Genomic DNA, 23321 nt, shown 5'->3' on the forward strand with positions numbered 1-23321 from the left:
ACGGCCTCACGAGAGGTCGAGATCCTTGGGCCCGTAGAGGGCGGCGGGCGCGCCGGTCATCAGCGCCCAGTAGCGGTCTCCGAACGACCAATGCCACCACTCCGTCGGGTAGTTGACCAGGCCGACCGCGCCGAGCGCCTTGCCCAGCACGGCGCGGTTGGCCCCGGCCTCGGCGGTGATGTTGTCGGCGCCGGTGTAGCAAGCCCCGTCGCTCTCCTCCGGGTTGGCGTTCATCGGGGTGCCCATGTCGAGTTCACGGCCGTCGGCGTCGGCGAGGGTCAGGTCGACGGCCGCGCCGGCGGAGTGCGGGGCGATCTCGGGCGGCGACACATAGCGGCTGGCGGCGGACCGGATGCGGTCGGCGGACCAGTCCGGGTGGGCGGCGCGCAGCTCGTCGCCGTAACCCTCGAAGTAGCGGCGCTGGAGGGCCGGCGGCCGGTAGCCCTCGACGAACAGCAGGCGCAGGCCGTCGGGCAGCAGGGCTTCCGCTTCCAGGAGCCGGTCCAACACGCCCTGGCGCAGGTGGAGTTCGGCGCCGTTGTCGTTCTTGCGGTCGTCGACCAGCAGTACGTCGCTCACGTCGACGAGGGGCTCCCCGCACTCCTCGACGGGGATGGCGGCGACCCGGGCGTCGGACATCAGGATGATCTCGCTCATGGAGTGATCATCCCCCACCCTGCCCGTCCCCTCAGTGCGGGGCTCGTTCCTCCAGTGCCGTACGCCAGGCGGGCGGCGGGCCCGCGGTTTCGGGTTCGGCCCGGCGGCCACCGCGGGCGAAGAAGTCGGCGAGCGGGAGGATCGCGGCGCCGACGGTGACCGCGTCGGGACCGAGACGGCCCAGCTCGATGGTCACGCGTCCGGCTGGGTGGCGCAGCGCGTACGCGGTGGCGTGATGGCGTACGGCGGGCAGGAAGCGGGTGCCGAGCTGGAGTCCGGCCCAGCCGCCGATCAGGATGCGCTCGGGCTGGAAGAGGTTGATCAGGTCGGACAGGCCGGCGCCGAGGTATTCGGCGGTCTCCTCCAGGACGGCGAGCGCGACGGGGTCGGCCTCGATGCCCTCGGGCGGGTAGGCGGCGACCAGCAGCGCGGTCATCGCGGTCTCCTCGTCGGTGCCCTCGGGCGGGCGTCCGCCCTGCTCGCGCCAGCGGTCGAGCAGCGACTCGGCGCCCGCGTACGCCTCCAGGCAGCCGAGGGCGCCGCAGCGGCAACGGCGGCCACGGACCCGTACGGTCAGATGCCCCCACTCGACGGCCCGGCCGTTCTCCACCTCGGGGGTCACCAGGCAGGCACCGACGCCGGAGCCGAAGAGGACGACGATCGCGTTGCGCGCACCGCGCCCGCCGCCGAACCACATCTCGGCCTGGCCGAGGGTCTTGGCGCCGTTGTCGATGAAGTACGGGACGGCGTCGGGGAGTTGGGAGGTGGAGCGGAGCAGTTCTTCGAGGGGGACCGCGTCCCAGCCGATCGTCTGGCCGTGCACGACGGCGCCGCGGTCCGGGGTGTGCTCGACTATGCCGGGGACGCCGATACCCACGCCGAGGAGCTGTTCCGGTGCGATGTCGGCGGCGGCGAGGACCTCGGCTATGCCGTCGCGGATGTGGCCGACGATGACCTCGACCTCGTAGCGCTGCTGCTCCAACGGGCGTTCGGCGCGGGCGAGTTCGGTGAGTGTGAGGTCGAACACCTCGACGCGGACGCGGGTCTCGCCGACGTCGACGCCGATCATGTGGCCGCTGCGCGGGGCGACTTGGAGCAGGGTGCGGGGACGGCCGCCGTCGGAGTCGACGCTGCCGGCCTCCTCGACCAGACCGTCGGCGACGAGGTCCGCGACGACATTGCTCACCGAGCCGGAACTGAGCCCGGTCGCCGGGCCCAGTTCGAAGCGGCTGAGGGGTCCGTCGAAGTACAGCCGTTGCAGCACGGCCGTACGGTTGGCCCGCCTGAGGTCGCGTACCGTGCGCCCGTTCCGCCCCGCCATGTGGCTCCCTCCGAACCCCGCACCCGCTTAATTCACGCCCTGAACTAAGGGGCGGTGGAATGCACACTACGTGGTGGAAGCCGTCTCGTCGATCTCTCCCAGGGCGGCGAGGAGCTCGGGGCCGACCTTCTCCCGCCGCCAGCGGTTCTCTTCGTCGCCGAACTCCCGGGGGACCGCCTCGGCGAGCATGATCAGGTAGAGGTAACTGCGGTAGAGCGCGTAGCGGAGTCCGGCCGACCGGTCGAACTCGGCCCGCCCGCCCGCTTCACGGTAGCCCGCGAGGAACGCCTCATCCTTCCTGATGTCCCCGAGCAGCGCCAGGGAGACGAAGTCGGCGAGGGGGTCGCCCCAGAACATCCGCTCGCCGTCGATGAGTCCGCCGACACGGGGTGTTCCGTTCGTGCGGTCGATCAGGATGTTGCCCTGCCACAGGTCGAAGTGGACGGCACACGGGACGGTGACCTCGTCCAGGGCCGCGTACGCCGACCGGGCCGTGCGGGCGATGTCGTCGGCGGGGAGCGGCAGCCATGCCTCGTAGCGGCGGGTGTCGTCGAGGACGGCGTCGTAGAGCGTGGTGAACGCGGTGCGCCAGTCGGGGGCGAGGGGCCCGAGGGCGCCGGAGGGGTAGCCGAAGCCGGGGCCGGTGATCTCGTGCAGCCGGGCGAGTTGGCGCCCCAACTCCGTCCGCAGGTCGGTGATTTCGGGGGCGGTGAAGGTGTCGTCCCAGGGGTCGCCCGGACACAGCGTCATCAGGAGGGTGTCGCCGTCGAGGACCACCACGCGCGGCGCCGCCACCCCGGCCTTGGCGGCGGCGCCGTAGAAGTCGGCCTCGGAGACGAGGAGTTGGCGCTCGTGCGATAGGCCGGGGTCGGTGGGCGCGGTCTTGAGGACGTAGCGGGTGCCGTCGGTGAGGGTGAGTTCCTCGACGGTGTTGTAGGTGCCGCCGCCGAGGGGGCGGAGGTGGGCGAGGTCGCCGGGCCGGATGCCCGCCGCGCGGAGTACCTGTCGGGCTCGCTCCGAGGAGTCCGTCACCGTGCGCCCACCTCTCCCTCTCGGTCAGCCGGCGGCGTACACGTCCTCGACGTAACGCCCGTCCGCCATCAGTGTGTCGAGCCACCGCTCGGCCGCCGCGTCGTCGGCGCCGGGCGTGCGGTCCCGGTACAGGGTACGGAACGCCTCCCGAACTCCCGGTGCCATGCGCGAGCCGTCACCGCAGACGAACACCCGCGCGCCGGCGTCCAACAGGGCCCACACCTCGTCGGCCTCGGCGGCGACGCGGTGCTGGACGAAGGCCACTCCGTCCTCCGGGGCCGCGCTGAAGGCCGGTCGGAGCGAGACGGCTCCGGCGCGCTCGGCGGCGCGGAGTTCCTCGGCGTGGAGGTAGTCGGCGTCGGGGGCGTCGCAGCCGAAGTAGCAGAGGGCCGAGGCGAGTTCGGCACCGGAGGCGAGGGCGGCCGTACGGTCGGCGATGGTGCCGCGGAAGGGGGCGAGGCCGGTGCCCGCCGCGATCATCACGACCGGGGTGGAGTCGTCGATCCGGAAGGCCTCGCGGCACGGCTGGACGCGGGCGTGGATCGTGTCGCCGGGTGCGACGGTGTTGAGGTGGCCGGAGCCCGTGCCCCGATAGACGCCCTTGCCCGAACGGGCCGGTGCCTCCAGCAGGGAGACCATCAGGTCCGCGTGGCCGGGGTCGACGGCGGGCGAGGACGAGATCGAGTAGTGCCGGGGGCGCAGCGGGGTGAGCAGATCGAGGAGCGTGGGCCAGTCCAGGACGCCGCGCAACGCCGGGTGGTCCTCGACGAGTTCGACGAAGGTGCGCGGGTCGTCGGTGAGGGCGGCCAGGGCGGTGCGCTCGGGCGGGCAGGGGTTGGCGGCGGCCAGCGCGACCAGTTGGCCGGCGCTCGGGCGGTCCTGCAACTCGACGTAATGGGTGAGGAGTTGACGTACCGTCACGGGCCGGTCGACCGCGAGGCCGTCGCGGCGCGGGCGGGCCGGGTGGATGTCGAGGACGGTGTCGAGGTCGACGCCGAGGGCTGCCGCCGCGCGTTCGACGAGGGCCGGGGCGTTCGCGGGCAGGACGGTGAGATGGTCGGCGGTGCGGTAGGCGGTCCCGTCCGGCAGGGCGACGCGGACGAACCGCTTGCGCCGCGGGTGGCCGGGGGCCGTCAGGTCATGGGCCTCGGTGACGGTCATGGGGACGAGGTCGTGCCGTGCGGCGAGGGCGTCCAGGTGGCCGCCGGTGAGGGTGCGGACCTCGTAGGCAGGGATCTCCTCCATGGGTCCGACGTGCGTGGCGTCCGGATCGCCGTACGTCTCCAGGAGCGCTGTACGCAGCCGGGTCGTGAACTCCCGTACGGCGCCGGTGAGATCGCCGGAGGCGTCGGCGGCGGCGCGGTCGGTCAGGCGGGTGGCGCCGAGTTCGGCGAGGCGGGCGTCGATGCGGGTCGGCATGTGCTGGTAGGTGGCGGCCCAGTTGCGGTCGCCGACGCCGAGGACGGCGTAGGTCACGCCGGTGAGGTCATGGGTCTCCTCCAGCCAGGCGGCGAAGGCGAGGGCGTCGTCGGTGGGGCGGCCGTTGTAGGAGGCGGAGGCGATGACGACGGGCCGGTCGGTGGGCAGTCCGTCGGCGTACGCGTCCAGCGGCGCGACTTCCACCGAGCATCCCGACAGAGCCGCCTCGTCGGCCAGTTGGGCGGCGAACTCGCGGCAGGTGCCGTAGTTGCTGCCGTGCAGGAAGAGGGCTGCGGTGCCGGGGCGGACGCGGGCGGGCAGGGTGGCGGTGTCGGCCGTAGGAGTCGCCGGGGCTTCGACCGCACCCGGCAGCGGAGTGTGCACGCGGTCGGCGGGGGTGCGCGGGGTGAGGGTGAGCGTGAAGCCGTCGGGCTTGAGGGTGAGGGTCTCCTTCACCGTGAGTTCGTAGTCCGCGTGGTCGTGCAGCCGGTAGCGGTGGACGAGCATCGCGAGCAGCATGGTCGCCTCGTGCAGGGCGAACTGCCGTCCGATACAGGCGCGTTCACCGGTGCCGAACGGCTTGAAGGCGTGCACGGAACGGGTCGCCTCGGCCTCGGGCGTGAAGCGCGAGGGGTCGAACAGCTCGGGGTTGTCGCCCCAGCCGGGCTGCCGGTGCAGCATCGGCGCGATCACGGTGACGGCCTGCCCGGCACGCAGCGGAACGCGCCCGCCGAGCACGGTGTCCTGAAGCGCGTGCCGGCTGAACGCGGCGGCCGTGGGCCACAACCGCAGTGCCTCGTTGAGGACTTGGCGCGTGTAGGTGAGCCGGCCGACCTCGTCGTACGTCGGTTCCGGGTCCGCGGTGTCGCCCCACAGCGCGTCCACCTCGCGCTGCACGAGCTGGAGCGCGGCCGGGTGCTTGGCCAGGTAGTACAGCGCGAACGACATCGCGCCGGACGTCGTCTCGTGGCCCGCGATCAGGAAAGTGATCACCTGGTTGCGGATGTTGGCGGTGTCGAGCGTCGTGCCGTCGACCGGGTGCTCGGCGCTGAGCATGAGCCCGAGCAGATCCTCGGCGTCGCCCTGGTCGGTGCCGGTGCGGGCGGCGATGACCTCGTCGACGACCTGGGCGAGGTGGTCGGCGTCGGCGCGGAACGCCGCGTCGGCCGCCGAGTGATCCTCGCCCGGGACACGCGCCGGCCGGGTCATGCTCCACTCCAGGCAGCGCACCATGGACTCGACGAAGGGGTGCGGCTCGTCGCGCTCGAACGACCCGAAGTCGTAGTCAAATCCGGCGAGTCCGATGGTGTCGAGGGTCATCCGGGTCATGTCGTCGGGCACGTCGACGGGCTGCCCGGCACGGGCGCCGCGGTCCCAGGCCTCGACGAGCCTGCGGGCCACCTTCAGCATCACGGGGTGGTAGGTGCGCATCGAGCCGAGCGCGAACGCGGGCATCAGGATGTCGTGCGCCTTGGCCCAGTTGGGCTCGTCGTTGTACGCCGTGAAGAGGCCGTCGGCGGCGAAGGCCCGGACGTTCTCCAGGGCGGGCCCGATGTGCTTGGCGAACCGCCGCTCGTCGGCGAGCTCGGTCACCAGGTCGAGATCGCTGACGAACAGCGAGTCCCGCCCGTGCAACCGCCGTACGAACACCGGTCCGTGACGGCGCATCAGTTCCATGATCTGCTGCATCGGGGTGCGACCGGGGCCGGTCGCGGTGATGTCGACGACGGGCACGCCGGGGAGCGTGTCGACGGGCTGGGGGTGCGGCGCGGTGGGGGGCATGGCGCGACAACTGCCTTTCGCGGTACGGAAGTACTGCGTTCCAGCGTGCTCGCCCCGCCCCGGCGGACCGCGCCGCGCGACTACACGATCGTGTAGCGGAAACCACGGACGGCGTCTTGCGCCGACGCCCCCGTCCGGCTAGACGGGCGCCCCGACTGAGTGCGCGTACTCATGCGCTCCCCGTGATCGCTGCGGCAGGGTGGGTCCCATGACGCAGGTACTGCCCGAACATCCGCCTCGGCAGCGCCGGTGGCCGTGGTCCCACGGGACGTCCCGCACTTCGGACGTTCTCGCCGCCATCGCCCTGTTCATCGCCGAGGCCGTCTTCTTCGCCTGGTCGATGTTCACCTCCGGCATGGAGGGCTGGGCCGCACAGGGCGACCAGGACAAGATCGACGCGGCCACGCTCGCGAACATCGCCTGGACGGAACACTTCCTCTACGTCCTCCTCGCCCTGGCAGGGCTCGCGGCGCTCTCCCGCGCACCGTGGACGGCGGTGTCGCACCTCGTCGCCGCGGGCCTCGTGTTCACGCTGCTCACCGGTATGCAGCACGAGTGGGACCGCACTCATCCGGCCCCCGCGCCCACGCCGAGAGCCGGCTACTCGCCCTGTTACAGCGGCAGCGGGACATGCTCCTGAGCCGCATGATTGTGGAGTGGGGTGCGGCGTGACAGGAGGTGCCGGTGGACTGGACCCGCAGGGAGGGCGTGGTGTGGCGCAACCGTGCCCTGATGCTCTTCGACCGGGTGGCGGTGCCGGTCGCGGTGTGTGATGTGTACGGCTCGGTGCAGGCCGCCAATCCCGCGATGGCGGCGGAGTGCGGTACGACGCCGGGTCGGCTGCGCGGCCGGGACGTGCTCGACCTCTTCCAGCCGCAGGAGACCGGACAGGTCGAGCGGATCGCGCAGGCGCTGCGGCTGCGGCACCGGTCGCGCTACCAGGTGTCGGTACGGTGGCAGGCCCCCGACGGCAGCGAACGCCATGGGCAGTTGACGGCCGACCCGGTCAGCGACACGGTCGAGGAGACACCGGCACTGCTGGTCATGCTCCGCGTACAGGGCGAGGGCGATCCCGGCGCCGACAGGCCGGGCGAGGACTCCCCCGCGCGGGCCACCCCGATCGAGGCCCGCATCCTGGCCCTGCTCGCCGGCGGCGCCACCACCGCCCGCGCGGCCCGCGAGACCGGCCTCACGACGGATGGCGTGACCTATCACCTACGACGGCTGTCGGCCCGGTGGGACGCGGCGAACCGCACCGAACTGGTCGCCCGCGCCTATGCAGTTGGGGTACTGACGCCGGGGGTATGGCCGCCGGCACCGGTCATGGACACCGACGAACGGTAGGCCGTACCCGCTCCCTCCGGCGCCCCGAAGCGGGCGAGGGTGTGCCACACCATCTTCAGGTCCTGGAGTTCGTAGCGACCGGTACGGGCCGCGTCGCCGATGACGCGTGGGTCGACGACACCGCGCTCGGCGATGCGGGCGCCGAGGTCGGCGTACTCCTGGCCGCGGTAGTCCGCGTGCCGGTGCAACTCCCGCACGGTGAGCCGGTATCCCGGGTGCCAATCGACGGGGCAGGGCAGGCGGCGGGCGGCCGTCTCGACCGGGGTGCCTCGGTAGCTCGCGTCCAGGACGAGGGCCTCCATGTCCCGGGCGAGGACGACACCGCCGTGCACCTGTGTCTCGATGTAGTCGTCGAGGGCGTCCTGTTGGTCTTCGTCGGCCTCGGCGAGCGCGATCAGGTTCATGCCGGAGGCGACGCCGAAGTCGGTCGGTTCGGCCGCGCTGTCCGGGTAGCAGAAGGTCGCGCGGGCGAGGGTCGTACCGGTAAGCCGGAAGTGCGAGGAGCCGAACCTCGGTGCCGCGCCCACCACTTGGCGGCGGAAGTCCAGCGCGCCGTACACCGGTCGCTCGGGCGCGGGCGCCTCGTCGTAGGCACCGGCGAAGATCCGGCTCTCCCAGCGCCAACGGTCGCCGCCGGGGCGGGCGGTGAGGCCGCCGTTGCTGGTGCCGGTCACGAACTGCGAGTGGTACGTGCCGTCTTGGGCCAGCGCGTCGAGGATCGCGCGGCCGGTCGCCGTCGCCGTTCGGTCGGGATGGAAGTTGAGGGTGATGCGGAGACATGGGTCGACGGGCGGGCCCGAGGAGCCCTCGGCCACATGCCGCAGCGCCCGTTCCTGCCGCGCACCGATACCCCCGAAATCCATTGGCTCCTCCGCCGCTCGCCTTACTACCCTGGACCGAAACCTAGACCCCCTAGGTTTCGGAAACAGGCACCACCCCAGGAGACTCCCCCATGAGATCACTCACCGAGCAGGACATCCGCAACTCGTTCGTCAACTGCTCGAAGGGCGAGGCCAAGCGGCTCGCGATCCCCCGCGATCTCGACACCCGCCCCTGGGTCGACCTGGACTTCCTGGGCTGGCGAGATCCCGGGGCACCGGATCGCAGCTACCTCGTCACCGAGCGGGCGGACGGGCTGATCGGCGTCACGTTCCGCTTCCCGTCCGCACAGCGCGGCCTTCTGCACCGGAGCATGTGTTCGCTGTGCGTGACGACCCACCCGGGTGGCGGCGTCTCCCTGATGACCGCGCGCAAGGCCGGCGCGGCGGGCCGCGAGGGCAACTCGGTCGGCCTGTACATGTGCACGGACCTCGCCTGTTCCCTCTATGCGCGCGGCAGGAAGATCCCCGAGTCGGGCATCCGCATCGAGGAGAGCCTGACCGTGGAGCAGCAGATCGACCGGACGGTGGGCAACCTGACCGCGTTCCTGGACAAGCTGTACGTCTGACGTCAGCTCGGCCGCCCGCCCGGAATCACTCCTGGCCTACGGCGATCACGATCTTCCCCCGGTTGTCCCGCCGCTCCAGCCGCTCGTGGGCGGCACGCGCCTCGGCGAGCGGTACGACGGTCTCGATCGGCACCCGGTACGTGCCGGCGGCGACCCGCTCGGCGAGTTCCCGCAGGTCAGCGCGGGGGTCGTAGCCCCCGTGGATCTGGAGGTTGGTGAGCTGGAAGCCGAGGATCGACGCGTTCTTCGGGTAGAAGTCGCGGGTGTCGACGGTGCTCGGCTCCAGGGCGACATTGGCGAGGGCGACGACCCGGCCGCCGTGCCCGATCTCGCGCAGGCTGCGCCCGAAGGCCGGGCCTCCGACGGTGTCGAGGACGATGTCCGCGCCCCGTCCGCCGGTGAGCCGTAGCACCTCGTCGACCTCCGCGTCGTCGGGGTAGGAGGACGTGTCGAGGGTGGACTGGGCGCCGAACTCCCCTGCCCAGGCCGCCTTTTCGGGTGATCCGGCGAGGGCGACGACCCGGGCGCCGGTCTCGGCCGCGATCTGTACGGCCGCGCTGCCGACGCCGCTCGCGGCGGCCTTCACGACCACCGTGTCCTCCTTGGTGACCCGGGCGAGGTGCCGCAGGCAGTACCAGGCCGACAGCCAGGCGACGGGCAGGGCGGCGGCGTGCGCGAGGTCGATCCCGTCGGGCAGAACGGCGACCTGGGTGGCGGGCACGGCCACCAACTCGGCGTAGAAACCGGGTGAGTTGACGCCGTCGAGGGCCACGACCCGCTGCCCGACCGTGAAGCCGGTGACGCCCTCCCCCAGCGCGGCGACGGTCCCGGCGCCCTCCACTCCCGGGATCAGCGGCGGCTTCCCGGCCCGGTGGTAGTTCCCGGACCTGATCAGGGCGTCCGCGCGGTTCACCCCCGCCGCGGCGACCCGCACCAGGACCTGCCCGGGGCCCGCGACGGGGTCGGGCACCTCGACCGGTACCAGCACCTCGGGCCCGCCGAAATCGTCGATCCGTACCGCACGCATACCGCACCTGCTCCCTGTCCTGGCCGGCGAACCCGGCCGACACCTGTTGAACTGGTGTCACCATGCGACACCCGATGAACCGGTGTCAAGGGCGGCGGCCGGCTTCGCGTACACCGCATGAACCGGTGTACGCGAGGTACGCTCGCTGTCATGACCCAACCGCCCGTCTTCCCGTTCATCGGCGGACGCCCGTGCCTGAACTTCGTGGCGACGCTCGGCAAGCGCCACGGCACGCCCCTGGAGCGACTCGCCGATACCGCCGCCCTGGCCGGCTGGATCACGGAGGCGGAGCTGTCGGTGGGCACCGAGCCGGTGCGGGTCACGGCCCGGGAGCTGGCGGACGCCCGCACCCTGCGCGAGGCGCTCTACCGGGTCGTACGAGACGCGATGGCCGATCGGGAACCGGCGGCGGCCGATGTCGAGCGGGTCAACGAGGCCGCCGCGCGGCCGGATCTCGCGCCCCAACTGGGCGACCGGCGCTGGAAGTCGGCACATCCGGCGCGCGCGGCGCTGGCGACGGTGGCCCGGGACGGCGTGCTGCTGGTGGGCAGTTCGCTGCTGGAGCGGGTCAAGGAGTGCGAGAACCCGGAGTGTTCCCTGCTGTTCCTCGACGACTCCCAGGCCCGCCGCCGCCGTTGGTGCTCGATGGACCGCTGCGGCAACCTCGCGAAGATCGCGGGCTATCGGTCGCGCAGCCGGGCCGCCGTGACCGAGTGAAGGTGGATCAGCACGTCGTAGCTGCGGGCCAGTGCGATGGTCCGCAGGTCCTCCGGGTAGTCGGTGCCGATGCTCCGGGTCGGCCGTGCCTCCGCCAGCCATGCGCGGGCCGGTGATCCGACCGAGCGGAGATCGACCAGGTAGTCGGTGAACCGCACCTGGTCCAGGGTCTGTTCGTTGCTGCCCGGGGCTGCCGGTCCCAGCGTCCAGCGGTGGATCGCGTCGTCGGGGCCGGTGGCGTTGAACGAGCCCCGGTCGAAGGTCAGGCCGACGCTGCGATACCCGGAGCCGAGCTGTTCGCGCAGGAACGCCCCTTGCATCTTGGGGTAGTTGGCGGGATCGGACGGCACATAGCCGATGTGGGCGTCGTGCGCGGACAGCAACACCTTGGTGCCGGTGTGCCGTTGCCACCAGACGACATTGGCCGCCATCGTCTCGTCCCGGTAGCGCATCGCCGCGGGAACCTGCGTGGGGTCGTCGAAGTCGAAGTCGTACTGCCGGGCCACCTGGTCGACGACGGTCGCGTCCTGCACGGCCCGGTCGTACGCCTCGCGGTCCTTCCCCGGAGTCTGCCTCTTGAGCAACTCCAGTGCGCGGCCGGTGCGTTCGGCCATCTCCTGCCGTTCCGCGTACGGCTTGTCCAGGTACTGCTCGATGTACGTCCCGGCCGGCACGGTGGGCCGCAGGCCTCGGTACAGCTCGGCGAGACGGGCGCTCGACTCGGGGTGGGTGTCGGCCACATAGGCGGTGAGCGAGTCGTAGAGCTCGGGTCCGGCCCAGCCGATGTCGTCGCCCATGAAGCGCACGGGGTCGCCGGGATGCCGGACGTTGTACGCGCGCATCCACTCGACGAGCTTCAGATAGTCGGTGTTGTCCCACCACAGGTAGTCGCGCTGGAACTCCTCGCGGAAGATGCGCCGCGGATCCCCTTTGCCGTGCAGGACATAGTCGTTGAGGCGCAGGCCGGTGCTCCAGGCCCCCTCCAGGGCGAAGGTGCGGAAGCCCTTCTCCTCGACGAGGTGGCGGAAGACGCGGTCCTTGAGGGCGAGGAAGTCGTGGGAACTGTGGGTGGCCTCGCCGAGGCCGACGACCTTCGCGCCGCCGATCATGCGGTCGAGCGGGCGCAAGTCATCGGTGGCGCCGCCCGGTTCGACGGTCCGCAGCGGGTGGGCGGAGCGGTCGAGAGCCGCGACCACGTCCGACGGTAAGGGAGTTGGCGTTGCCGTCGCGGCCGGGGTGCCGGCCGCGACGGTGCCGAGGCTGATGAGCAGGGTCAGGATCAGTCCGGTCCGATGCCGTTTCATGGTGCGAGGGTTGCGTGCCCCGGGGGCGGAGACCATGCGGTGGTCCTCCGTATCGGGGTGGGGTTTCCCTCAGGAACCGGCGGGTGACCAGTGCGGGTCTCGGCCCAGGAAGGCGAGGAGCGTCTCGGCACGGTCGTACTCGTCCTTCGCCTCGCGCGCGGGTGCGAACACCCGGTAGGAGTCGCGGAGTTGGTCGACGAGCCGGTCCGCGGTCGGCCAGATGCCCTCGGCGAGGTCCGTGCCCAGTGGCCGGTTCTGGCCGGTGGCCGCCGCGATGTCCCAGGCGTGCACGGCCGCGTCCATGGCGGCCGTCGCCGCGGCGAACGGGAGGGGCATCGGGCCCAGCGGTGTCGGCACCTGGTCGGCGTCGGCGGGCAGGTGGGCGTAGGCGTCCGCCACCCTGCGGAGCACCTTGTCGAGTTCGGCGACCGGGTCCCCGGCGAGGGCGTCCTCCGGGTGGAAGGGGTCGGAGTCGGGCTGTTCGCCGGTGAGGACGAGGCCGTAGGCCTGCTGGTCGACACGTGCGTGGTTGAGGACCTGCCGTACCGTCCACGCGGTGCACGGCGTCGGCGCCGCCCAGGCCTCCTCGGGCACGGCGGCGACCACCTCGCGCAGATAGTCGTGCGAGCGGGTCAGTACCTCGATGCCCTGGATGTTCGTCATGAACGTTCCCCTCCCCTTCGTTCCGTGCGGTGATGACAATCTAGGAGGCCTTGCGGACACCTACTGTCCGCAAGAGAGACGTTCGGCGCATCGGTGAGAGGGAATAGGCCAAGGATGCGAGTTGTCCGTGAGTGGACGGCGCCACTGGTGCGGTTCCTGGGGCGGCACCGGGACCCGGTGGTCGTCCAGACACTGCGGTCGGCGACCGCGGCGACGGTCGCGTACGTCGTCGCCCTGCGGCTGAGCCCCGAGCCCGCCCCGCTGACCGCTCCCCTCACCGCGCTCCTCGTCGTCCAGGTCACCCTCTACGCCACCCTCACCAACGGCATCCGCCGGGTGACCGCCGTGGTCGCGGGCGTGCTCGTCGCCATCGCCTTCAGCCTGCTGGTCGGTCTGACCTGGTGGAGCCTGGCCCTGCTGATCGTGGCCGCGCTGGTGGTGGGGCGGCTGGTGCGGGTCGACGAGTACGTGCCCGAGGTGGCGATCAGCGCGATGCTGGTCCTCGGGGTCACCACGGTCGGGAACACTGCCTGGGCGCGGATCGTGGAGACACTGATCGGCGCGGTCGTCGGACTCGGCTGCAATCTGCTGCTGGCACCCCCGGTGTGGGTGGACGAGGCCGGCGAGTCGATCGAGGGCCTGGCCCGTCGGTTGCGGCGGCTGATGCGGCGCATGGGCGAGGAGGCGGCGGGCCGCACACCCGTCGACCACGCCACCGCGCGGCTGCACGAGGCGCGCCGGCTCGACCACGACATCGTCGAGGTGGACGCGGCCCTGCGGCAGGCGGAGGACAGCCTGCGGCTCAATCCGCGCGTACGGGAGGGGCTGCTGCACCGGGTCGTGCTGCGGACCGGCCTGGACACCCTGGAGATCTGCACGGTCGTGCTCCGCGTCCTCGCCCGCACCTTCACCGACCTGGCGAAACAGCGCGACCCCGAGCCGCTGTTCGCACCGCCGACGGGTGCCGCCGTGGAACAGCTGTTGTCCGAGGTCGGTGACGCCGTGGTCAGTTTCGCGGTGCTGGTGACCACCGACGTCACGGTGAGCGCCGAGTCCGCGGAGTCACGGCTCACCACCGAGCTGCACACGGCCGCCGCGACCCGCGACAAGCTGGCCCAGCTGCTCCTGGAGGAGGTGCAGCGCGACGCGGCCCAGTGGCAGCTGCTGGGCGCCATGCTGACCGAGGTCAACCGCATGCTGGACGAGCTGGACACCGAGCACCGCTCGCGCCGGCTGCTGGAGGAGCTCGACCGGTGTGCCGGCGAGCAGCGCAGGCGCCTGCCGTGGCTGACCTGGGTGCGGGAGCGGGTGGGCGTGCCGGACCGGCTGCGCAGGAACCGGGGCGGGGGCGCCGATCGTTCTAGGTGACGAGGTCACCTGGGGACGTGGCGGCCCCAGGAGGTCGACACGGCACGGCGGAACTATGGGGGCGGGCGTATGACCGACAGCACCGTACGGATCGACGGGAACACCTTGCGGCTGCCCGGTGGGGTGGCGGTGCGGTTCGTCCGCACGCTGCGGTTGCCCGAGACGGGCACGCATCCGTTGCCGCCGGGGCTCGGCGAGTTCCCGGTCCGGCGGGTCGCGGACTTCCCGGACACGGTGCCCGCGGAGTGGCGGGCGCGGGGCGGGGTGCTGCTGCCGGTGTATCTGCGCGAGGCGATGTGGCTGAGCTTCGCGGGCACGCGGGAGCCCGCCGCCCTGCAGGTCGGGGTAGGCAAGGTGTGCGCGGTGTCGGGCGAGCCGTGGAGCGACCGGCTGTCCCGGGACCCGCAGAACTACGTGGTGCTGCCCCGCCAGCCCTGGCTCGACGGCATCAACTCCGGCAAGGGCACGGTCCGTCAGTTCGTGGCGGTCCCGCTCGGTCTCGGCGCGACCGTCGAGGGGCAGGTCACGGGCGAGGAGGTGTGGGGCGGCGTCCAGCTCCAGTCCTTCCCGCTCGGCGAACGGGAGTTGACCAAGTGGCGCGAGGCCGAGCGACGCCGCTCGGAGCGGGCCCGGAGGACGCCCCTGCCGACCGGCGGCTACGGCATGCCCGCCGCGCCGATGATGTCCGCGCCCGGCGCCCCACCGGCACCGAGCCCCCGGGCCGCCGCCATGGGGCTCGGAGTCGGCGGTTCGATGCACCAGGAGGTCTACGAGGACGACCGCCCGCTCAAGGACTGGGCCGACGCGCCCGCCGGGCGGGTCTTCGTGCACCTGGTGACGCCCCCGGAGTGGCGCCGCATCACCGGCGAGGCCCCGCCGCCGTCACCGGTGGACCGTGCCGCGTACACCCGGGCGGGGCTCCCCTGGTTCGACTACTACGACCAGGACGCCGAGGATCTCGCCCCCACCGACACCCTGGGCGCGGTACAACCGGTCGGTGACTGGCTGGGCGACGACCACGAACCCTGGCAGGAACCCGCGGCCGACCAGGTAGAGCCCCTCAAGGACGCGCACGGCAAGCCGGTGGAGGACGGCGACTGGTAGGCCGTTGACCGGGCAATCGACCGGGTAGGTCAACCACCCGCCACTCATTGCACCCTCCGCAACGCACGTTGCCGGTCTTGCGCTCAACGGGCCCCGCACGCCAAGGTTGCCGTGACGACCGAGGCGAGCGACGACCTGAGGGTGTGGGCATGACGAGTGGTGCGGAGGCGTCACGCGAGGGCTGGAGCAGGCGCCGTTTCATCGGCGCCCTGGGCGGAACCGCGGCGGTGGTCGCGGTTCCCGCACCGGCCGCCACACCCGCGGACCCCGGATCGTCCCGTACGACCACGCCGGAACCGTCGGCCGCGAAGGCACCGGCACCCGGCACCCACCGCGCCGGAAAGGCCGCGGGCCCCCGCCCCCTCCACATCGGCACGTACACCTCGGTCGACGGCGGCGGCAAAGGCATCGGCCTGGCCACCTACGACGCGTCGACCGGTCAGATCACCGGCGCGGGCACGCTCACCGGGGTCGCCGACCCGTCGTACCTCACCGTGCATCCCGACGGCCGCACGCTGTACGCGGTCGACGAGCAGACGGCCGGCGCGGTGACCGCCGTACGGCTGGCGGACCGCAAGATCCTCGGTGCGCGGAGCACCGGCGGGGCGGGCCCCTGCCATCTGTCCGTGCACCCCACCGGGCGCTGGCTGCTCAGCGCCAACTACACGTCGGGCAGCGTGGCCGTGCACCCGATCGACAGCTCGGGCGCGCTCGGCGAACGCACGGCGCTGGCCAAGCACTCCAGTCCGCGGCCCGGTCCGGGGCAGGACGGGCCGCACGCGCACCAGTTCGTGACCGCTCCGGACGGCGGCCATGTCCTCGCCGTCGACCTGGGCACCGACACGGTCTACACCTACCGCCTGGACACCACGAAGGGCACGCTCGCCGAGGTCTCGCAGGCACACACCCGCGCGGGCGCGGGCCCGCGCAGCCTCACGTTCCACCCCGGCGGCCGGTACGCCTACCTGGCCAACGAGGTCGACGACACCATCGCGGTCTGCGCCTACGACCCGGCCACGGGCGCCCTCTCGATCGGCGCCCCGCAGTCCAGCGGCAGTACGGGCAGTACCACCAACTACCCGGCGCAGATCCTGGTGACGTCGAACGGCGCGTACGCCTATCTGGCCAACCGCGGCGACAACACCCTTGCCCGGTACGCCGTCGAGGCGGACGGCGCCCGGCTCAGGCTGCTCGGCACGGTGCCGGTGTCCGGTGACTTCCCGCGGCAGATCGCCCTCTCGCCGGACGGCACGCTGCTGTTCACCGCGAACCAGAGGTCGAGCACGGTCAGCGTGTTCCACGTGGACGCCGGTACGGGTCAACTGCGGCTCGCGGGCGCGCCGTTCGCGTCACCGGTCGCCGTCTGTGCGCTGCCGCTGTAGGGGGCGTGGGCAGGACGCGGCGCTGGCCTGGGTGAGCAGCACGTGCATGCGCTCGGTGAGGTGGGAGACCGTGTCGGCGGGCGCGTGAAACGGCAGGCGTACGTCGCCGTGGGCGCGGGCGCGCTCGATGCGCAGCGTCAGTCCGTGCCGGTCGACGGCGAGGGGCTGAACGCGAACCGCGCCGTGCAGGCTGTCGGGTTCGACGAGCCGGGTGAGCCGCTCGACCGCGTCGGAGTGGCAGTCGGCGAGATGGGTCAGCAGTTGGGCCTCGGCCAGGGCCAGCGGGTCGGGTTCGGCGGCGGCGAACTCGTCGAGGCCGACGACGACCGCGCCGGTCGCCGGGCGCAGCACCACGCGCGTTGCCCGGAAGGCGAGTTGGTCGTCCTCGGGGACGAACCAGCCGGCCATCCACAGCCGGGCCCGGATACGGTTGCGCACGGGGACGGGTGCGACGTCCGCGAACTCCAGGACGGCGGACGGCTCTCCGCGGGGCGCGCAGATCGCGGCCGCCAACAGGGCGCTGTCCTCGGGCACTTGCAGGAGCACCCGGCCGTCGTCGTCCACGCTGTGCGCACCGACGAACTCCTCGCGACCGCCCTCCGCGGTCACCGCGCAGGACCATGCGGCGGCGAGCACCGAGCGGGCTCGCTCGGCCGCGGCAGGCACGGCCGTCCACGTCTGGCTGTCACCCATCCCTGAACCTCCTTAGGTAAGCCTTGCCTAACCTACCGAAGATCGGGGCGCACGCCAACCACGCCGCGCAATCTCTCCACCAAGTCGTCCGGGAGGAGTTCCGAGCGAGTCCAGGACGAGTTCAGGGCGAGATGACGCCCAACAGCGCCCGCGCGCACAGATCGCGCACCTGCTCCCGGCTCAACTCCGGCCCCCGCAGCCACTCCAGACAGACGGCGGTGGTGAAGGCCAGCCACCCGCGCACCGCGAGCTTCGCGTCGGGCCGCTCGGCCACGGCCGGCCCGAACTCGGGATCCGCGGCGAGCGCGCCCAGGATCTGCCGCTCCTGCGCCGCCAACGCCCGCTGATAGACCCGTCGTACGGTCTGGTCCCCCGCCGCGTCGGCTCGGTGGAAGGCGCGGTAGCCGTGCGCGTGGGTGTGCACGTACTCCAGATACGTGTCGAGGGCGACGGCGAGTTGCTCACGGGCCGCCACGCCCGGCACGGCCGCCGTCATCCGCAGCATCCGCTCGCTCTCGCGCTCGACGACGGCCGCGAAGAAGTCCCGCTTGGTCGGGAAGTAGTGGTAGAGCAGCCCGCGGGAGACCCCGGCGATCTCGGCGACCTGCTCGATCCACACGTCGTCGTACGGGTCCTCGGAGAACAACCGCGCGCCCACCGTGAGGAGTTGCTCCCGACGCTCCTCGGTGCTGAGCCGACGGCGCGTGCGCCCTCCCTGATTCGCGGCCATTCCCGCACTTTACTTGACGTCGGTTCGCCGACGGGATCACACTGAAACACGTTATTGAACCGACGTACAACAGGCTCAACCTGCCGCAGGATCAAGGGAGATCGCGTCATGGCGGAGACGACGACGGCGACGCCGACCGCACTGCCGAAGGGATTCCGGGACGCCGAGCAGGGCTGGCCCCACCTCGACCGCATCCCGCATCCCCCACGCCGGGTCCCGCTGCTCGGTGACGTCCTCGGCGCGGACCGCCGCACTCCCCTCCAGGACACGCTCCGCCACGCCCGTCAACTGGGCCCGATCTTCCGGCGGAAGGCGTTCGGCAAGGAGTTCGTGTTCGTGTGGGGCGCCGACCTGGTCGCCGACATGGCCGACGAGTCGCGGTTCGCCAAGCATGTCGGCCTGGGGGTCGCGAACCTGCGGCCGGTGGCGGGGGACGGCCTGTTCACGGCGTACAACCACGAGCCCAACTGGCAGTTGGCGCACGACGTCCTGGCCCCCGGCTTCAGCCGCGAGGCGATGGCGGGTTACCACCCGATGATGCTGTCCGTGGCGGAGCGGCTCACCGACAGCTGGGACCGCGAACTGGCGGCCGGACGCTCGGTGGACGTGCCCGGCGACATGACCAAGCTGACCCTGGAGACGATCTCGCGCACCGGCTTCGGCCATGACTTCGGCTCCTTCGAACGCGACCGCCCGCACCCCTTCGTGACGTCGATGGTGGGCACGCTCAGCTACGCGCAACGCCTGAACTCCGTACCCTCGCCGCTGGCCCCGTTCCTGCTGCGCACCGCGACTCGCCGCAACGAAGCGGACATCGCCTACCTCAACCGCACGGTCGACGAGATGGTGCGGACCCGCCGCGAGGCGAGCGGAACCGGAGACGGCGACCTCCTGGACCGGATGCTGGACACGAGCCACCCGGCGACCGGCGAACGCCTCTCCCCCGAGAACGTCCGCCGCCAGGTCATCACCTTCCTGGTCGCCGGCCACGAGACGACCTCGGGTTCCCTCTCCTTCGCGCTGCACTACCTGGCCCGCCACCCCGAGATCGCCGCCCGCGCCCGCGCCGAGGTGGACCAGGTCTGGGGCGACACGCAGACCCCGGGCTACGAGCAGGTCGCCAAGCTGCGCTACGTCCGCCGGGTCCTCGACGAGTCGCTGCGGCTCTGGCCGACGGCCCCCGCGTACGCCCGTGAGGCCACCCGGGACACCGAGCTGACCGGGGTCCACCCGATGCGCCGGGGCGGCTGGGCGCTGATCCTCACGCCGATGCTGCACCGCGACCCGGAGGTGTGGGGCGCGGACGCCGAGGAGTTCGACCCGGACCGCTTCGACGCCAAGGCCGTACGCTCCCGCGCTCCGCACACCTTCAAGCCGTTCGGGACGGGTGCGCGGGCCTGCATCGGCCGTCAATTCGCCCTGCACGAGGCGACGTTGGTCCTGGGCCTGCTGCTGCGCCGCTACGAACTGCGCCCGGACCCCGCGTACCGGCTGCGCGTGACCGAACGCCTGACGCTGATGCCGGAGGGCCTGCGCCTGCACCTCGACCGCCGCCGCACCGCGACAGCGGCCCACACACCGGTCACGGTCCCCGACGAGGTGCGGTCAGAGCCCCGCTGCCCAGTGCACGGGACGGACGACTGACTCCGGCAGCCTGGTCCCGGCGCTCCCCCGCGCCGCGTTGACCTGCGGCTGGGTGAGGAAGAACGCGCCGGTCAGATCGGCGTCCGTGAGATCGGCGTCCCGCAGGTCGGCACCGATCAGATCCGCGCCGCGCAGGTCGGCCCCGGTGAGATCGGCGGCGATGAGACAGGCACCGCGCAGATTGGCCCGGCTCAGATCGGCGCCCCTGAGCCGGGCACCCATGAGGTCGGCGCCCCGGCGCTCCTTCTTCTTGCCGCGCACCCCGGCCCGCACCAGCTCACTGGTCCGCAGCAGCAGCACGTTGACCTCCTGCCGATGCGCGCCCACGTCCAGCGCGGCGAGTTCTTCGGGTGTGCCACGCGTGAGTTCCTCGGTACGGCCGAGGGCCCGGCGCAGGTCGGGGTGGACCGGGCCGGCCGCGGGCAGGGTGAGCGCCTCGGTCAGATACCAGAGCAGTTCGTGGAGCTGCCGTACGACGGGGAACACGTCGAACATCCGCCGGGCCTGCTCCCGGGGAGCCGTCCGCCAGTCCTGTCCGGCGAAGGTGACCTGCGAGACCCGCTGCCCGGCGCCGAAACAGTCGTAGACCGTGCAGCCGGTGAAGCCACTGGGCCGGAGCTTCGCGTGGATACCGCAGCGGTGGTCACCCTGAAGATTCGGGCACGGTGTCCCGGCGGCCTTGTCGAGCGCGAAGTCGGCCGAGACGGCGAAGGGCAGCGCCACACAGCACAGGCCGAAGCAGCGCTCGCAGTCGCCGCGGAGGTCGGAGCGGGCCGCTATGTGATCTTCCATGCCGTTCAGCGTACTGACCCGGCCGCGTCGAGGCGCGCCAGCCGATCCGGGTCGGACAGGATGTACATCGCGGTGATCCGGCCGTCGGCGACGGTGACGCCCATGACCGAGAGGACCTGTCCCTCGGGGGCGTTGACGACGCCCACCGAGCCGTTGACCAGGGCGAGTTGGGCGTGGCGGGCGAACGGGGCGAACATGAGCGCCTGTTCGGCGACCGCGTGCGCGCCGCGCATCGCCTTGGACGCGGCGGCGCCTCGGACCAGGGCTCCGGAGTCGGCGCGCAGGGCCACGTCCGGGTGGAGGAGGGCGACGAGGGCGTCGAAGTCGCCCTCGCGGGCGGCGGCGAGGAAGGCCTCGACGATCTCGCGCTGGCGGGCGAGGTCGGGGGCGGTCGAGGGGCTGGCGCCCTGGACGCGGCGGCGGGCCCTGCTGGCCAGTTGGCGGGTCGCGGCCGGGCCGCGTTCCACGATCGGGGCGATGTCGTCGAAGGGCACCGCGAACATGTCGTGCAGGACGAACGCGAGCCGTTCGGCGGGTTCCAGGGTCTCCAGGACGACGAGCAGGGCGAGGCCCACCGAGTCGGCGTGGAGTGCTTCCGTTTCCGGGTCCAGCTCCGTGAGGGGACTGATCAAGGGGTCGGGGACGAAGGTCCCGGTGAAGGCCTCGTCCATGGGGTCCTCGCGGCGTGACGCACGGGAGCGCAGCAGGTCGAGGCAGACCCGGCCGACGACCGTGGTCAGCCAGCCGCCGAGGTTCCTGATGTCGCCCGCGTCGGTCCGGCTGAGCTTCAGCCATGTCTCCTGGACGGCGTCCTCCGCCTCCGGCACCGAGCCCAGCATCCGGTAGGCGACCGCGCGCAGACGGCCCCGGTGTTCCTCGAAGCGGTCCGCCAGAAGTTCCTCGTCGTTCATACCGTCCCCGTGGTGGATTTCTCGCCGGCGGCCGGTCGTCCGTCGGCTCGCTGGACGTACTGAAGGATATGGACGGAGCCGGCAGGCGGCGGCATGATGACCGACTGCGTGGCCTACGCCGAACCTCCCACGACCGTCCCCGGCACGGTCTCCCGGCGGAGGCAGAGGGACCAGTGTCTCAGGCCGTTGTCGCAGCCCGATCGCCTCGGGCGGGGTTGCCGGGGAGCCGTCGCTCAAGGCGTGGAAGGCCGCGATGACAGCCCGTAGGAACTTCAAGCGCCAGGTGCGCGCCCGCGCCGCCAAGACCGGCGAGTCCTGTACGACCGCCCTCCGGCACTTCCGTCTCACTCCATCAGGAGACGTCATGCCGGAAGCACGGAACCCCGGGCGCGTGCGGCTCGCCGTGGCGCAGATCCCCGTACGCGAAGACCCCCGAGACGTCGAAGCGCTGCGCGAGAGCGGGCGTGAGGTCCGTGCGCTGATGCGCGAGGCCAGTGCCCAGGGAGCGCGGATCGCGCACGTCCCGGAAGGCGCGATCTGCTTGCCGACAAGTTCGTCATGTCCGTCGACGGCCCGGACGCGGTCGGCCCGGCGGACTGGGACCGGTGCCAATGGCCCGCTCTCCGGGCGGAGTTGGCCGCGATCGCCGAGCCGGCCCGCGAGCTGCGGCTGTGGACGGTGGTCGCATCGGTGCACCGCCTGACGGGCCCGAACCGTCCGCACAACAGCCTCTACGTCCGCTCCGATCGCGGCGAGGTCGTCACGCGCTACGACGAGCGCCTGCTGTCGAGGACCAAGGTCTCGTACACGTACTCGCCGGGCGTCTCACCGGTGACCTTCGACGTCGACGGGACGCGCTTCGGCTGCCTGCTCGGCAGGGAGATCCACTACCCGGAACTGTTCGCGAAGTAGGAGGAGTTGGACGTCGACTGCGTCCTGTTCTCGACCAGCGGCACACCGGGCGACATCGCCGCGCAGGCCCAGGGCCATGCCGCGGTCAACAGCTACTGGGTCAGCCTGTCGGTGCCCACGCAGCGCAGCGGCACCGCACCGTCCGGGATCGTCGCCCCCGACGGGCACTGGCTCGCGCGGTGTCCCACGGACGACTCGCCGTCGGTGGCCGTCGTGAACCTCGACGACAGTTCGGAGGCAGCCGCCGACGCGGTGGCCTACGGCCGTCCCTGGCGTCGTGAGGCACGCGCTGGCCTCTACACCGAGCACCGGGTGACCGACCCGCGCAGCGAGGACCGGACGGCGGCCTTCTGGCCAGGAAGGGGAATCCGGTGCCGCGTCGAGGCACCGGATTCTCAATAGCGTTGCGCCTTCGCCAACTTGGGGGTCAGCACCGGCTCCGGAGGCTTGGCGCTGATGGCGACCGGCTGGGCCTTCGCGCCGGGGGCGAGGTTCTCGGCGCCGACGTAACGGGTCTCCACCACCTTCCCCGAGGAGTCGAGGAAGTCGACCTGGACGGCGTAGGACGCCTTCTGGTCGGTCTTGTTGGTGATGGTGACGACGACGGCGAGCAGACCGCCGGTCTGGGCGCGCGGTTTGCCGGTCATGGCGACGTCCGACATCGCGTTGCCCTGGCCCTTGACGTCCTTGAGTTCGTTCTGGGCGTCCTTGCTCGCGCGGGCCACCTCGGACGACACGGAGGCCTCGAAGGAGGACGCGGCGGCCGATGCGGAGGACGCGGCGGCGGAGGCCTGCGCGCGGGCCGACGCGACCGCCGACGACGCGGCCGACTTCAGGGCCGACGGTGTCATCCCCGAGAAGGAGGCCGCGTCCGGGGTCGAAGGCCGCGAACTGCTGCTGCCGGAGCTGTCGTTGTCGTCGCCGCACGACACCAGCGCGACCGTGCTCGCCGCGACGACGGCGAGGACCAGGGCGGCTGAGCGTCCCCGGCGGAGCGACTTGCTGTTCTGTGGCTTGGTATTCATCGAAATGAACCTTATGCCGGACATTTCGGCACTGCATGTCCTCGACG

At 72.0% G+C, this 23321-nt stretch carries 24 protein-coding genes; 10 read left to right on the forward strand and 14 right to left on the reverse strand.

Features of this window, described 5'->3' with window-relative positions:
• Window positions 1-6: 6 nt before the first annotated feature.
• The 4 genes from OG226_RS06990 to OG226_RS07005 form a co-directional block, all read right to left on the reverse strand.
• Window positions 7-657 carry a M15 family metallopeptidase gene (locus OG226_RS06990; protein WP_328675844.1) on the reverse strand — a complete coding sequence of 217 codons (651 nt, stop codon included), beginning with the start codon at window positions 655-657 and terminating at the stop codon, window positions 7-9.
• Between the two features lie 31 nt (window positions 658-688).
• Window positions 689-1978 carry an ROK family transcriptional regulator gene (locus tag OG226_RS06995; protein ID WP_328675845.1) on the reverse strand — a complete coding sequence of 430 codons (1290 nt, stop codon included), beginning with the start codon at window positions 1976-1978 and terminating at the stop codon, window positions 689-691.
• A gap of 66 nt (window positions 1979-2044) precedes the next feature.
• Complete coding sequence (locus OG226_RS07000; protein WP_328675846.1) at window positions 2045-3010, reverse strand: phosphotransferase family protein; 966 nt, start codon at window positions 3008-3010, stop codon at window positions 2045-2047.
• A gap of 24 nt (window positions 3011-3034) precedes the next feature.
• Window positions 3035-6211, reverse strand: coding sequence for a cytochrome P450 (locus OG226_RS07005; protein WP_328675847.1), 3177 nt, complete (start codon window positions 6209-6211; stop codon window positions 3035-3037).
• Between the two features lie 208 nt (window positions 6212-6419).
• On the opposite strand from OG226_RS07005, the gene OG226_RS07010 reads away from it, so the two are divergent.
• Window positions 6420-6851, forward strand: a complete 432-nt coding sequence (locus OG226_RS07010; protein WP_329348298.1) for a DUF6234 family protein — start codon at window positions 6420-6422, stop codon at window positions 6849-6851.
• A gap of 92 nt (window positions 6852-6943) precedes the next feature.
• A complete protein-coding gene (locus tag OG226_RS07015) occupies window positions 6944-7555 on the forward strand; it encodes a PAS domain S-box protein (RefSeq protein WP_443066986.1) in 612 nt (203 codons plus the stop codon).
• Here the strand turns inward: OG226_RS07015 and OG226_RS07020 are convergent.
• Complete coding sequence (locus tag OG226_RS07020) at window positions 7486-8418, reverse strand: DUF3626 domain-containing protein (protein ID WP_329348300.1); 933 nt, start codon at window positions 8416-8418, stop codon at window positions 7486-7488. The two genes, OG226_RS07015 and OG226_RS07020, sit on opposite strands and share 70 nt — an antisense overlap.
• A gap of 89 nt (window positions 8419-8507) precedes the next feature.
• Between OG226_RS07020 and OG226_RS07025 the strand changes: the two genes are divergently transcribed.
• Window positions 8508-9002, forward strand: a complete 495-nt coding sequence (locus tag OG226_RS07025; protein WP_329348301.1) for an FBP domain-containing protein — start codon at window positions 8508-8510, stop codon at window positions 9000-9002.
• A 25-nt stretch (window positions 9003-9027) separates the two neighbouring features.
• Here the strand turns inward: OG226_RS07025 and OG226_RS07030 are convergent, their stop codons facing one another.
• Window positions 9028-10029, reverse strand: a complete 1002-nt coding sequence (locus tag OG226_RS07030) for a quinone oxidoreductase family protein (protein WP_329348302.1) — start codon at window positions 10027-10029, stop codon at window positions 9028-9030.
• 150 nt (window positions 10030-10179) lie between these two features.
• Between OG226_RS07030 and OG226_RS07035 the strand changes: the two genes are divergently transcribed.
• Window positions 10180-10746, forward strand: coding sequence for a CGNR zinc finger domain-containing protein (locus OG226_RS07035; RefSeq protein WP_329348303.1), 567 nt, complete (start codon window positions 10180-10182; stop codon window positions 10744-10746).
• Here OG226_RS07035 and OG226_RS07040 read toward each other — a convergent pair.
• Together OG226_RS07040 and OG226_RS07045 are read right to left on the reverse strand one after the other, a co-directional pair.
• The gene (locus OG226_RS07040; protein ID WP_329348304.1) at window positions 10710-12050 is read right to left on the reverse strand and encodes an erythromycin esterase family protein; all 1341 of its coding nucleotides are present in this window, start codon (window positions 12048-12050) and stop codon (window positions 10710-10712) included. The two genes, OG226_RS07035 and OG226_RS07040, sit on opposite strands and share 37 nt — an antisense overlap.
• Window positions 12051-12119: 69 nt before the next feature.
• Complete coding sequence (locus OG226_RS07045; RefSeq protein WP_328675855.1) at window positions 12120-12713, reverse strand: TIGR03086 family metal-binding protein; 594 nt, start codon at window positions 12711-12713, stop codon at window positions 12120-12122.
• Between the two features lie 114 nt (window positions 12714-12827).
• Here OG226_RS07045 and OG226_RS07050 point away from each other — a divergent pair, with 114 nt between their 5' ends.
• The 3 genes from OG226_RS07050 to OG226_RS07060 all read left to right on the forward strand — a co-directional run bounded on the left by OG226_RS07050 (window position 12828) and on the right by OG226_RS07060 (window position 16567).
• Window positions 12828-14081, forward strand: coding sequence for an FUSC family protein (locus tag OG226_RS07050; protein WP_328675856.1), 1254 nt, complete (start codon window positions 12828-12830; stop codon window positions 14079-14081).
• 69 nt (window positions 14082-14150) lie between these two features.
• The gene (locus OG226_RS07055; RefSeq protein WP_328675857.1) at window positions 14151-15185 is read left to right on the forward strand and encodes a hypothetical protein; all 1035 of its coding nucleotides are present in this window, start codon (window positions 14151-14153) and stop codon (window positions 15183-15185) included.
• Between the two features lie 149 nt (window positions 15186-15334).
• Complete coding sequence (locus OG226_RS07060) at window positions 15335-16567, forward strand: lactonase family protein (RefSeq protein WP_329348305.1); 1233 nt, start codon at window positions 15335-15337, stop codon at window positions 16565-16567.
• Here the strand turns inward: OG226_RS07060 and OG226_RS07065 are convergent.
• Together OG226_RS07065 and OG226_RS07070 are read right to left on the reverse strand one after the other, a co-directional pair.
• Complete coding sequence (locus OG226_RS07065; RefSeq protein ID WP_329348306.1) at window positions 16535-17260, reverse strand: DUF2470 domain-containing protein; 726 nt, start codon at window positions 17258-17260, stop codon at window positions 16535-16537. The genes OG226_RS07060 and OG226_RS07065 overlap by 33 nt on opposite strands.
• Window positions 17261-17381: 121 nt before the next feature.
• Entirely contained in the window at window positions 17382-17990 is a 609-nt protein-coding gene (locus OG226_RS07070) for a TetR/AcrR family transcriptional regulator (protein WP_328675860.1), read from the reverse strand.
• 108 nt (window positions 17991-18098) lie between these two features.
• On the opposite strand from OG226_RS07070, the gene OG226_RS07075 reads away from it, so the two are divergent.
• The gene (locus OG226_RS07075) at window positions 18099-19634 is read left to right on the forward strand and encodes a cytochrome P450 (protein ID WP_329348307.1); all 1536 of its coding nucleotides are present in this window, start codon (window positions 18099-18101) and stop codon (window positions 19632-19634) included.
• Here OG226_RS07075 and OG226_RS07080 read toward each other — a convergent pair.
• From OG226_RS07080 to OG226_RS07090, 3 genes are all read right to left on the reverse strand, one after another.
• Window positions 19596-20426, reverse strand: coding sequence for a pentapeptide repeat-containing protein (locus OG226_RS07080; RefSeq protein ID WP_329348308.1), 831 nt, complete (start codon window positions 20424-20426; stop codon window positions 19596-19598). The two genes, OG226_RS07075 and OG226_RS07080, sit on opposite strands and share 39 nt — an antisense overlap.
• Before the next feature lie 5 nt (window positions 20427-20431).
• Complete coding sequence (sigJ, locus tag OG226_RS07085) at window positions 20432-21337, reverse strand: RNA polymerase sigma factor SigJ (RefSeq protein WP_328675863.1); 906 nt, start codon at window positions 21335-21337, stop codon at window positions 20432-20434.
• 352 nt (window positions 21338-21689) lie between these two features.
• Window positions 21690-21857 (reverse strand): hypothetical protein, encoded by a 168-nt coding sequence (locus OG226_RS07090; protein WP_329348309.1) that lies wholly within the window; start codon window positions 21855-21857, stop codon window positions 21690-21692.
• A gap of 38 nt (window positions 21858-21895) precedes the next feature.
• Here OG226_RS07090 and OG226_RS07095 point away from each other — a divergent pair, with 38 nt between their 5' ends.
• Both OG226_RS07095 and OG226_RS07100 read left to right on the forward strand, forming a co-directional pair.
• The gene (locus OG226_RS07095; protein WP_329348310.1) at window positions 21896-22249 is read left to right on the forward strand and encodes a nitrilase-related carbon-nitrogen hydrolase; all 354 of its coding nucleotides are present in this window, start codon (window positions 21896-21898) and stop codon (window positions 22247-22249) included.
• A gap of 6 nt (window positions 22250-22255) precedes the next feature.
• A complete protein-coding gene (locus tag OG226_RS07100) occupies window positions 22256-22651 on the forward strand; it encodes a hypothetical protein (protein WP_329348311.1) in 396 nt (131 codons plus the stop codon).
• Here the strand turns inward: OG226_RS07100 and OG226_RS07105 are convergent.
• Window positions 22645-23274: an FxLYD domain-containing protein gene (locus tag OG226_RS07105; RefSeq protein WP_329348312.1), complete on the reverse strand. Its 630-nt coding sequence runs from the start codon at window positions 23272-23274 to the stop codon at window positions 22645-22647. The genes OG226_RS07100 and OG226_RS07105 overlap by 7 nt on opposite strands.
• Window positions 23275-23321 lie beyond the last annotated feature (47 nt).

It is taken from the genome of Streptomyces sp. NBC_01261, assembly GCF_036226385.1.
GTDB lineage: Bacteria > Actinomycetota > Actinomycetes > Streptomycetales > Streptomycetaceae > Streptomyces.